Genomic DNA, 12,540 nt, shown 5'->3' with positions numbered 1-12,540 from the left:
TTTATAATTTTATATAGATTTTTCTTTTTAATAAAACATATCCCAACAGCCCATTGAACAACAGAAAAAACACACCATACATCAATGAACCGAAGTAATTTCCGAATAATGGGTTAAGCAAATTGCTGAATATAGTTGTATGAATATGCCAATGCACAAGCAATCCTCCGGCTATGCAACTAAACATATAGATTACAAGCGGATTCGCTCCAAATGCTTCGAAAAACGAAAACCACTTTTTATTCTGCTTCACATCAATGATATAGAGCAGCAAAGCCAATGACAATGCTGCAATCCCACAAGTGACCAAAACAAACGAAGGAGACCACAAACGTTTATTCAAAGGGCAGGCATAGCTTAACAAATAGCCGACAAACAACAGAGTAGTACCCATAAGGAATAGATTTAGCATCCGGCGGTCATTGTCTTTAATGTCGATGATTATTTTTCCGCAAACAAAACCTATCATCACTTGAGATACGGCGGGAATAATGCTAAATATCCCCTCCGGATCGACAAACTGACGACCCTGAAGATACATGTGATTAGACCCTAAAACAGCCGAGTCAATCATCCCGATGATATTATCCGCACTTTTCTCAAACCCGTTTCCAAATAACTGAAAAATAAAGTAGACAGCCAACAAGATGATAGCTAATAGCATAAACCGCTTATGCGATATTGTTACAGCTAATAGGGCTGTAATGGCATAACAAATTCCAAGCCGTTGCATCACTCCCATTAACCGGAGCTGACTCAAATCAAAATAGTTACCACTATCCACTGCTGTAATGAACCACTCCATAACCAGACCTATAAATATTAATAAGAGACTTCTTTTTATGATTTTCGCAATAGCCGGTCGACACAGGAAGTTATACTTACACAAAGAGATGTAGGTCGAAATACCCATCAGGAACATAAACATCGGAAATACCAGATCGGCTGGCGAAAAGCCATCCCACTTGGCGTGTGTAAAAACAGCAAAGTTATACCCACACTTTCCTGTGTTGTTAACCAAGATCATCCCGGCAACAGTAATACCCCGAAGTACATCAAGCGAAAGTAACCGTTTGTTCGGATTCATATATTTTATTCTTTTAATTACTTATTATATCTAAAATAGTCGTTCCGGCAGCTAACACTATCCCTATAAGAGATTCATAAGGTATCAACTTCAGACGTTCCTTAAAGTTGAGTTCGCATACGCCTCCTGTCGCATGAAAGAACGAACCATGTGGCAAATGGTCAAGAACTGTAGCTCCCGAATTAATCATAGCTGCCCCCCAAACCGCAGAAATCCCTATAGCCAATATTGTTTCAGCAAACGAAGAAGAAGCCAATGTCGCTCCGGCTGTTGTCGATGCCGTAGCCGCTGACATCAATGCGCCTGATATAGGAGCAATCAACACATCACTAATATGAGCATGATCCAATCCTGTAAGAATCCAGTCTTTCAAAGAAGAGTTCTTTATGATACCGGCAATAGTTCCGGTTCCTATCAACAGAATAGCTACCACAGACATCTTCTGCAGTCCATACTCTATACTTGGAAGAATATTTTTCCATTGTCTCATACAGATAGCGCCACACAAACCACCTACCGGCAAAGCTATCAAAGGATCAATATTGATTCCTGCTATAGGGCGTAATGCCAATAAAACAACAGTAACAACAGGAGCAATCAGACTAGCTATTAGCGACGGCAGATTTCTCTCTTTCTCTTTATTCACAGTTTGTATCACCACCTTTTTATTTTTTACTGTTTGAGGCATTAGACGGACAATAACGAAAACGGTGAAAAACAAACCGATCACTGCCGGTAAAATATTGGCAAACATTACAGCCGATAGATCTGTATTAAAATTTCCGGCTGCTATAATGGTATTCGGGTTAGGTGATATGATATTTCCACACTTACCTCCCCCGATCATAGCAATAAGTAACACGGATGGAGACAGGTTAAAACGCTTACCTATCGAAAGAGCCACTGGTGCAACAGTTATCACAGCCACATCAATAAATACACCTACAGTACAAAGTAACATAGTTGCGAGTGCCAATGCCATAAATACCCGCTTCTCACCCATTTTATGTATAATTGCATTGGAGATGACAGTGGTAGCTCCGGTTTGTATTAATATACCTGATAAGACTCCGGCCGTCATAATCCGCAATACCGCCGGAGCGATTTCTTTCACCCCTTCGGTCATCACCGTTACAGTCTCATTTAAAGATAGTCCTCCCAACAATCCTCCAACTATCGCTCCGATAATCAGACTGTATGTCGGAGAAAGCTTTCTTATGATTAACAGTATGGATAATGAAAGCCCGATTAATGCACCTATCGCTGTCATTGAGTATTATTTAGTAAATTGTTTGATGATTCTCACCACCTGTCGCACCGTTCTCTCTATGTTTTCTTTCGTAAACTCCGGTTGCATCGCCTCTTCAAGTGTTACCGGGAAAGGCTGGATAGGAAGTACGGCTGTAAAACCCATCCTATTAAGTGCCTCAGTGGCTTCGACCGCTCCCCCTAATGCTATCACCGGAACCTGACATCTGTCACCGACACGTAAGATTCCGTCCAGTGCCTTTCCCATACAAGTCTGGCGATCCAGTTTCCCTTCTCCAGTCAGTATCAGGTCTGCCTGTTGAACGACTTCTTCGAAACGAAGCGTTTTCAATATAACTTCTATCCCGGATTGCAATTTTGCATTCAGAAACGGAAGCAGGCCGCCTCCCATTCCTCCGGCTGCTCCGGCACCGGGAAGTTGCGATATGTCCATATCTGTATATTCCTTTATCACCTGTGCATAATGTCGCAACCCATTGTCCAACTCTATCACTTGCAGCATAGTTGCACCTTTTTGAGGAGCATATACATAGGCTGCACCTTCTTTTCCCCAAAATGGATTACTAACATCACAGGCGATCGTAAAATTACTCTCCTTCAATGCCGGATTTAATTGAGAAATATCTATTTGATGAACTTTTATCAGACTTTCGCCGACAGGTTCCAGTTCACAGTTCTCTCTATCCAGAAAACGTGCCCCTAAAGCCTTCAGCATACCCATTCCCGCATCATTTGTCGCACTTCCGCCAATCCCAATAATGAATTCCCGACACCCTCGTTTTAATGCGTCAGCAACCATTTCTCCAACTCCATAAGTCGTAGTCTTCATTGGGTTTCTTCGGCTTGAATCAATCAATGGAAGACCGCAGGCCGAAGCCATTTCGATAATAGCCATCGCACCATTGTTTACGATACCATACGATACATCAATTGGCTTCATGAATGGATCATGCACCCGACATGACACCGTTTGAGCATTAAGAGCAGAACATAAGGCTTCCGTAGTCCCTTCGCCACCATCAGCTATGGGGAAACGTATAATCTGACAGTCAGGTAATTCCTCCTGAATCGCTTTTTCGGTCGCTTTCGCTATTTCAAAAGAGCCGACCGAACCTTTAAACGAGTCGAATGCCAATACAATCTTTTTCATAAAAAGCTATAACTTATTTGTTTTCTCTATTAAACCCAATGCAGCCTTGACCGGGTCATCAAACGGAGTTGTAGTGTTGCTCCAGGGAGATGTAATCCATTGTTCTTCCCATTTTCGAATTTTATTCCGATCTTTTGTGAAATAGAGCTGTATGCGAGGAATATAGTAATCTTTAATTAACCCGCTCCAGAAACGAGCAGCATAATCTCCCTGAATACCACCCCAACTTGTAATCAAGCGTTTGGCATTTGCTTCATAAACATCTTTTTCCTGAAGAGTTGTTCCGCTATTACGTGCAAGTTCCACCCATTCTTCTAATCGATATAAAGGATGAGAAGCCAACAGCCTGTCAACGTCAATCAACAAATCAACGGTTTGTTGCAGATTACGTTGCGCTGCGAGAACACGATTCTCCGAATCATCTTTCAAGGCCTGCTTATAAAAATTTTCAGCTTTAGCCGCTACATAATACGAAACAAACTCAATGAGGTCATTTCTGTATAATTCAGAGCTTTTCAGTTCGCCAGCGCAACTAGCATACAAACGTATAGCCTGCAAGTAATCATCACTAAGGTCGATTTTACTGATCCGCCGTTGATCGGGTACTACAGTTTGCCAAGTAAAACGGGGGTATGAATAGAGAGAACTATATGCTGTCTTCCGGAAGAGTTTCCAAGCTTCCTCCATGGCATCGGGATATCCTCCATAACGGGCCTCGCAATATATTTTCATCCAATCGTCAAGATCAATGCTATCTGATGTCCATCCCATATCGGCTAACAGTTCGTAAACAACCTCATTGTTTTCGAGTCCTTCAGGGGCAGAACCAAACCCAATCAAGTTACCTTTATTTGCAGCACGTAACGCTTTGACCGAAGAATTAGCATACATGTCCAGATCTCCTGTCATTGTGTTTTTCCCGCCAAAGTTGGGTACATAGCTGAATATCCATTTCTTTCCGTAAAATCCATCGTGTACTTTCCATGTCTGTTCGGTGTTCCATACCCATTTGGGATAATCATTGCCCAAATCAATGATAATCATTTTATCATCAGGTACATTGCTTAACAAGGCTTTAAGCGATTCTTTATCCCAGAATGAATGTTGATATCCGAATGTCCATCCTTGTGTAACCCAAACAGCATCAGGGTTTCCGGCTGTAATTGATTTATAAATCGTTTCTCCATACTCGGCCAATAACTTATATTTCGCTTCTTTATCTTCCTTATCTATAGGTAGTTCCATTTCGTTAAAACTGTCCGACAGGTAATAAGTATTTTCTCCAAACTCTTTTTCCCATTCTTCGACAAACAGTTTGCCTATTTCTTCGAAGAAAGGCGAGTCCGGTGGCAATACATAGGCGTTGTACTCTTCATCAAAACCACCCCACCGCATATGCCGGAATTGTGTGTCGGGATGTTTCTGTGCGAATGCTTCCGGCACAAAACCTGCAAACGCGGGTGCTATGGGTTGCATGCCCAACTCGCGCATACGGATCAGGATTTGGTGTTGCAAGCCGATTTGATTATGTTGCCAGGCATCAGATAAAGGACCGTCCCACTTGTTCAGATTACCCATACGATGCCAGGGAAGATGTGCAGGGGCAGTGAAAAATTCACGGATTTCTTCTTTGGTCAATCCCATACGAAGCCATACCCGTTCCGCAATAGCTTCGCTGGCCACTGTAGCCAAGGGCATATTTACACCATAAAGGGCCATCCTGTCAATTTCCTTTTCCCAACGCTCCCAGTCCCAGTAAGGGGTCGTGTAGCCGAATGTACAAACATTCAGGAAGTAACGCAACTCATAAGGGGACACTTGTTCATACAATTCATAATCGGGCCACGGCATCACCGATGTTATATGTTCACCGCTCCATGTTTTCATGCTCTTACAAGCTTCTTTCATGTAAGTATGAAAAGCGTAGCAAATAGCAACGGAGCTACTTCCCCTTAAAGTAAGCCTGCCGTCACTTGCTATCACTTCGAATATATCTTTACCTTCGGATGGTTCAATATATTCAAAGTGGATAGACTTTGCTCTTTCCCCAATCTGACGTTCTATTAGCAGTTTGGCGGGGGTGATAATATCCGTCTTAGGCTTGTGGCATGAGCAGAAAAAAAGCGTTGTTGAAATTAATAAATACTTGATTATCGTATGTATCATAAAAAATCAGAATGTTATAAGTGAGTATCAATATTTCTTTTTCGATGCTTCTTTCACATATTCCAGTTCCGTAATAATCGGTAAATGATCTGACAAAAGCGACTGGACAGTTTGTGTATTAATCACACGCCATCCTTTTTGCGGGTATGCAAACAAGTAATCTATCTTAATCACAGGTTTCCATGCCGGCATTCCAAAATCATCGTTACTCGCGGCAAACCAACTATCCATACCGCGTATTGCCTCGGAGTAATGACGCGCATTGAAATCGCCTCCCAAAATTACAGGATATTTATAATTCTTGAAATGGCCGGTAATAAATTTTATTTGCTCCGCCCGTGTTTCTTGAGAGTTAACGTCCAGATGCGTAGAGGTAAAAACAATGGTATCATTACCCATTTCGAATAATCCCTCCAGCATAGCCCGTCTCTCATGTTCTTTGACCAGATGTGGCAGCATTGTCTTTTGAACAGAAATATATGGATATTTACTTAACATTCCAATGCCGTAATAACCGGTAGAATAATCAATCGTTTTTCCATAGAGCCCAAACATCCCCGTATAATAGGCAAGTTCGGATATAAAATCCTTTCCCTTCTGCTGCGGGGTACGCTTACGGTCTGTTTTGCTGTCCACTTCCTGAAGCGCCACAAAATCAGGTTTGAAGGATTTGATGTGATGAGCAAGTTCTTCTAAAGATGCCAGTTCGCCAAATCTCAAATTATAGGTCATTACCCGCACCCGTAGAGTGTCTTGTGCATAGGCAACGCCCAAAGTCAGGCATAAAAACAATAATAAATATTTCTTCATTAAATACATGGTTTCTATTTTTTAATGATTACTTTTCCCATCCTGGATTTTGTCCTAACAAAGGATTTTTCTGACGTTCGGGATTAGGCACAGGCCACAAATAATGTTTCGCTGCATCGAAGTAGCGTGCTCCACCTTCTGCGGTAGACTTTTCGTAAATTACATCGCCAAATTCATCTACTCCGGTATCGGGATACGGGTTGGCACCCAAATCGTTCATACATACTTTCAGGCTGGGACCGGTGATGGCACGTCCAAAACGAAGTTCACCTTCACGCCAGCGCATCACATCGGCATATCTTGTACCTTCACCCGCCAATTCAATACGACGTTCTCTTCTCAATTCGGTTTCGAGATCCATCCCCCATGCACTAAGTTCGTCAAGGTTCATACGATGCATATTCACACGATCTCTAAGTCTGTTGATGGAGTAATCAATCTGTGTTTGTGTCAGTTTCTTGCCTTGTAGTTCGAAGGTGGCTTCAGCATAAATCAGCAAGATTTCGGCAAAACGGATGACATTGAGATTACCGTGTCCACCTACACTTGAGCCGGCCAAATCAATGTCGTTATACTTTTTCAGATAGAAACCTGTACGGCTATTTGCTCCCACACGGTTATTGTCTTGTAATGAAGCAAAACGAGGTAGATTAAATATCTCGTTGGCCTTATCTGTATCAGGGTCACCGTCATCTCCTCCCGGCCATTTGTCACCCGGAGCATATAAAGTCATCTTCATTCTAGGATCCCTGTTTTGGAAATAATCAGCATAATGCTCTTCAGGCGACTTGTATAATGATGAGGTCTGCACACCAATCTTTTTATAATATTCCAATCCGGTTTTTGCCGGTTTACCGTCTGTACACAAATAAGCATCCACCAACGACTTCGTTGGATTGAGACGTATATAGTCTGTCGGGCTACAAGTCTCATTAGGTAAACTTTGTGTACGGACCTCGGGTACAAAAAGGCTATATACGATGGCTTCGATATTCTTCGGATCATTCTCGACATCCCCTTCGTGATGAAATAGTTTTTCGTATTCATACAAGCCATAGGGGCTGTTTTCGATGATATATTCACTCGTTTTTGCAGCCAGTTCCCACCTTTCGTTCTGCAAAGCGATACGTGCCAATATGGCTAAAGCGCCCCAGCGGTCAAATCTTCCCAGTTTATCGCCTGTATACCTTTCTTCAGGCATACGCTCTGCTGCCCATTTCAAATCCTCGACAAGTTGGTCAATGACTTTCTCTCTGGGAGTACGTTCGATATATGCATCTTCGGGTTGGATAACTTCTCCTACCCAAGGTACATCTCCCCAAAATGTCGTGAGGTAAAAGTACATAAGCGCCCGGATAGTTTTTACTTCTGCAGCATAAACGTCTTTTTTGTTTTGAACCACTTGAGCTTTATTATAATTGTCTAAAAAATTATTGCAGCGATAAATATAGCTATACGCTCCTGTCCAATAGGTAGTAAAAGGAAAACCGTCAGTATAAGAGTGCTTGCCTCCCGAAACCTTACTTAGTCCACTAGTAATATTCCCCCACATAACTGTTTCGGCCGTCGATTCACTCCAATTCACGAGATAGTCTTTTTGTAAAGCTTCATAGCAGGGTGGCAAAGCATTTTTAAGCTGCTCTTCATTTACCCAGAATGTTACATTGTCCGGCTCGTTAGGGTTCGTTCTATCCAGGAAATCGCTACATGAGGTAACTATACCAAATAAAGCAATGATTAAAAAGTATTTTAAGTATTTCATCTTTATAGTCGTTTAATAGGTTAGAATGTTATTGATAATCCAAAAACATAGGTTTTTACTTGCGGATAGACATCTCCGCTGGTGGTCCTCACTTCAGGATCATAAGCCCCGAAGTAATTGGTTTTAGTAAACAAGTTATCTGCCGAGGCATATACTCTAAGACTATTAATACCAAGAGGTGCCACCATCCGGGCAGGAAGACGATAACCTATCTGAATATTCTTCAGACGCAAGTACGATGCATCCTCTTTCCAGTAGTCACTGAAGAGCCTGTTGTGCTCCTGCGACTGATAAAGTCTGGGATAAGAAGCATCTGGATTCATAGGCGTCCACCTGTCAAGATGTTCTTTTTTAGGGATCGAGTAGTCATTAATAAATGCATGCCGAGCCTCATCCTCAAGGTAACCGGCAACTTTACCTACACCTTGCAAATAGAAACTGAAGTCTATACCTTTCCATTCCAAACCACCCTTGATTGCATAGGTGTAATGGGGCTCTTTCTCGCCAAACACCACTTTGTCGTAGTCATCAATCACCCCGTCGGGAGCACCGTCAGGACCACTGATGTCCCGATACTTAATATCTCCGGGCTGTACAATGCCATTTTGTGAGGCAACAAGAGGAAATTTTGGTTTCTGATACTTACCTGTAGTTGTATTCACCGATTCGAAGTCATACACTTGTGCCAACCCATCCGTAAGATAACCATAGAAAGCACCTATCGGATCACCTACCCGACGATACGAACCGGAAGCCGTACTGGTCAGAGACTCCGGAGTTCCGCCCAAATCGGTGATCTTATTACGGGCGTCCGACAGATTGAACCCGAGATTGTAATTTACATTTCCGATCTTATCACGCCATGACAGATTGAGTTCCCATCCTTTGACATCAATCTTACCAAGATTGACATAGCCCACGTTACTGCTGGAAACCCCGACAATAGCCGGAACATCGGGACGAACCAACGCGTCAATATTTTCTTTCTTATACCAATCAAAGTCCACATTCAGTCTATTACTCAAAAAACTAAGGTCTACTCCAAAATTAATCATGCGAATGGTTTCCCACTTGATATCGGGATTACCGATTTTGTTCTGCCAAAGTCCCATAACAGGTGTATTAGAAGCTCCGATAGGATAGGACTCCTCGGTAATGATAGGCGACAAGTAGGGATAGTAATTACCGGGAATATTTTGATTTCCCAACTCACCCCAAGAAGCACGCAACTTACCCGAGCTCAATACCGAAGTAGCAAACTCCATGAATTTTTCACGTGAAAAGTTCCATCCTGCCGAGAACGATGGAAAATATCCCCAACGATTCCCCTTAGCAAATCTTGAAGTTCCGTCGGCACGCAGGTTGGCTTCAAACAAATATTTATCGTCAAAAGCATAGTTGACACGGCCAAAGTAAGAGCGCAAAGCCCACTCATCTTTTGTTCCGCTATTCATGAAATTAATCATTCCGGCGCTGATAACGTGAATATCTTCAACCATCACATTATCACGCGTAGCACCCAATGTGCTTCGGTTTTCCCATTCCTGCGAAAATCCCAACAACGCTCCTAACTCGTGGCATCCTAGAGCTTTATTAAAGTTCAGGGTGAACTGCAACGTTTGGGTCATAATATCGAGATGGCTTTGGGAAATATAGTCTTTGGCATCTTCATTTGCTTTCAACGGGCTACCGTCCGAATAATAAGACAACATCTTCGGGTTAAACTCATCCACCTGGCGGGTGTATATATTAGTAGAGTACTGCATACCGACATTCAATCCGTCTATAATTTTGAGATCTGCATTGAATATTCCATTGAGCACACGAGTTTTCCGTTCTTCCATTCCCGACTCATAGGCTACCTGCAAGGGGTTACGCACCGAACCATACGACCAATTCTCGCTATCTACCATCCGGCCGTTTTCGTCAGGAATTTGCCACTTGACAGGAAGTAGCGGAGACATACGCTGTGACAGGCGAAATACCCCTGATGTGCCACTATAACCTAAGTCCTTTTTGTAGAAATCGACATAGCTCATCTGTCCATTCAGTTTCAGACGATTGTACACTTCTGTGTTTACACTGATACGCGCATTATGTCTTTTGGAACTATATCCGTCACCTACAATCAGCCCATCCTGATCCAAGAAACCATACGACATAAAAAATCCGGTTTTCTCGCTTCCACCCCGTGCACTCACATTATGCCCCGTCTGAAAAGCCCGACTTTTGTATATTTCGTCAATCCAGTCAGTATTGGAATATTCATTGGAGTACAGTCCCGAACCATATTTATCGAAAGCCTCCTGTGTATAGGGCTTGGAAAATCCGGCAGCACTCATGGCTTCGTTGGAGAGTTCCATGTATTCTCTTCCGTTAACAAGCTCCGGTAATGCTGTGGGAGTCTGAAATCCGGCATATCCGTTATATTGGAATACTACCCGTTCTTTCTTTTCTCCCTTTTTAGTAGTTACAAGAATAACACCATTGGCGGCACGTGCTCCATAAATGGCTGATGAGGCGGCATCTTTCAGCACTGATACACTTTCAATGTCCGAAGGATTCAATAAATTGATGTCTCCCCCAGCTACCCCATCAATCAAGATCAAAGGCGCTGTACTACTGTTGATGGTTCCCGTGCCACGAATGTTGATACTAGGCACAGCACCCGGCTGTCCCGAAGAAGAAACGATGCTAACTCCAGGCAACAACCCTTGTAACCCCGTAGTTACGTTAGCAATAGGTCTATTCTCAATAGCCTCCGCTTTAACCATAGATACAGCACCTGTTACATTCACTTTCTTTTGTACGCCATAACCCACAACTACTACATCTTCCAAGCTGACAGCATTCTCTTTCATCACTACGTTTACTGTCGTTTCTTTCGCTATGATGCTTTCTTCACGATAACCGACGTATGAATACCGAAGTGTACTCCCATAGGGTACTTTGATGGAATACTGACCATTGATATCAGTTATTGTACCTGTAGCCGATCCTTTCACAGACACGGTGGCTCCGATTATCGGTTCTGCATTCTCATCAGTAACTTTACCTTTCACATACAGTTCCCTCTTACTCTCTTGCGAATCAGCAGTTTCAGACGTGCTTTTATTTTGAAATTCTTTATTATAAAATAAAATGCTGTCATCCAGGAAACGGAACCCAATCTTAGTCCCTTTTAGCAAAAGAGTTAATGCTTTGTTTACATCTGTGTTTTTCACCTCCAATGACACTTTCCTACTCGTATCTACAAATTCTTTGCTATAGGCTACATTCATCGATGCTTTCTCTGCTATCTGACTGATAGCTTCTTTAAGAGGAAGCTCTTTGATACTAACTGATATTTTTTGCTGCTGTGCATAAACAAGAGCTGAGACAAATATGCACATTAGGGCTACAATACACCTCCTGCCGGTGGATGAAAAAGGAAAATCTTTTTCCATAATATTAGTCATTTAAAGTTTATAGTTCGATATCTATTAGCTAATACACAAGAGATATTAAAAAGTATTATAGCAAATAAGTTAATGAATATTAATTTGAAAAGAAAAACACTTTAAAAGTATATTTTTAAGAGTAAAAATAGAGAGGGTAAACTATTGAAAAGAGGGAATTATACGAAAAGACAAAGGAGGCAAAACGGTGGTATATTTAAAAAGATAGAAGCATTAACAGAGGTATGGAGGGGAATTCGGAACAACGCTATTTCAGAGATGATTTCAAAAAAGAGGTTCGTACATAGCTCTAAAAAGTATATGGAATAACTATTCTAGACAGCCGGATTCAATAAAACATAACCGATATTAGAGGAAAGTTTTTGCAACTTATTTTCTTTAATTCAGGGAAAAATCATATTTTTGTTATGTAAAACAGAAAAAATCATGAAAAAGATGTCATTAAGTCACTTATTGCTGTCAAACAAAATAAAATTCCGTTTAATGTAATTGAACGTGATGTTAATGTTGCTTGCTAAATATATGAATATTGTTCTTATAGGCTTGAAACATCCGGCCTTATAAAGACAGGCAAAAGCATTTTCTTAAGTTAAATAAACCAACATATTATTTTATGATTTCCATTATAGTCCCTGTGTACAACACTTCCCGATGGCTCGGTCAATGCATCGAATCTTGTCTCAATCAGTCTTATCGCGATATTGAACTGATATTGGTGAACGATGCCTCTACCGACAACAGTCGTTCCATCTGCCACGCCTACGCCGCCAAGGATTCTCGCGTGAGAGTGATCGACAAGCCTGTCAATGAGGGGGGTGGAACGAGCCGGGTTTACAGG

The 12,540-nt window shown here is 41.9% G+C and carries 7 protein-coding genes and 1 pseudogene; 1 reads left to right on the top strand and 7 read right to left on the bottom strand.

Annotation, left to right across the window (positions count from 1 at the left end):
• Position 1: 1 nt before the first annotated feature.
• Genes AB9N12_RS08690 through AB9N12_RS08660 form a run of 7 tightly spaced genes read right to left on the bottom strand, consistent with a single transcriptional unit; the run spans position 2 to position 11,690 of the window.
• Entirely contained in the window at positions 2-1,087 is a 1,086-nt protein-coding gene (locus tag AB9N12_RS08690; RefSeq protein ID WP_369891447.1) for an acyltransferase family protein, read from the bottom strand.
• Positions 1,088-1,100: 13 nt separating this feature from the next.
• Positions 1,101-2,357 carry a GntP family permease gene (locus AB9N12_RS08685; protein WP_369891445.1) on the bottom strand — a complete coding sequence of 419 codons (1,257 nt, stop codon included), beginning with the start codon at positions 2,355-2,357 and terminating at the stop codon, positions 1,101-1,103.
• A 6-nt stretch (positions 2,358-2,363) separates the two neighbouring features.
• Entirely contained in the window at positions 2,364-3,506 is a 1,143-nt protein-coding gene (locus AB9N12_RS08680) for a glycerate kinase (RefSeq protein ID WP_369891443.1), read from the bottom strand.
• Positions 3,507-3,512: 6 nt separating this feature from the next.
• On the bottom strand, positions 3,513-5,672 hold the full coding sequence (locus AB9N12_RS08675; protein WP_369891441.1) for an alpha-N-acetylglucosaminidase: 2,160 nt from the start codon (positions 5,670-5,672) through the stop codon (positions 3,513-3,515).
• Positions 5,673-5,699: 27 nt separating this feature from the next.
• On the bottom strand, positions 5,700-6,491 hold the full coding sequence (locus tag AB9N12_RS08670; RefSeq protein WP_369891439.1) for an endonuclease/exonuclease/phosphatase family protein: 792 nt from the start codon (positions 6,489-6,491) through the stop codon (positions 5,700-5,702).
• 19 nt (positions 6,492-6,510) lie between these two features.
• Entirely contained in the window at positions 6,511-8,244 is a 1,734-nt protein-coding gene (locus AB9N12_RS08665) for a RagB/SusD family nutrient uptake outer membrane protein (RefSeq protein ID WP_369891437.1), read from the bottom strand.
• 20 nt (positions 8,245-8,264) lie between these two features.
• Positions 8,265-11,690: a TonB-dependent receptor gene (locus AB9N12_RS08660; RefSeq protein WP_369891435.1), complete on the bottom strand. Its 3,426-nt coding sequence runs from the start codon at positions 11,688-11,690 to the stop codon at positions 8,265-8,267.
• 625 nt (positions 11,691-12,315) lie between these two features.
• Between AB9N12_RS08660 and AB9N12_RS08655 the strand changes: the two are divergent.
• Positions 12,316-12,519: pseudogene (locus AB9N12_RS08655) on the top strand (glycosyltransferase family 2 protein); the annotation flags it as partial.
• Positions 12,520-12,540: the final 21 nt, after the last annotated feature.

Origin of the sequence: Bacteroides sp. AN502(2024), assembly GCF_041227145.1 — a bacterium.
Taxonomy (GTDB): domain Bacteria; phylum Bacteroidota; class Bacteroidia; order Bacteroidales; family Bacteroidaceae; genus Bacteroides.
This window is presented reverse-complemented; position numbering and strand designations above follow the sequence as displayed.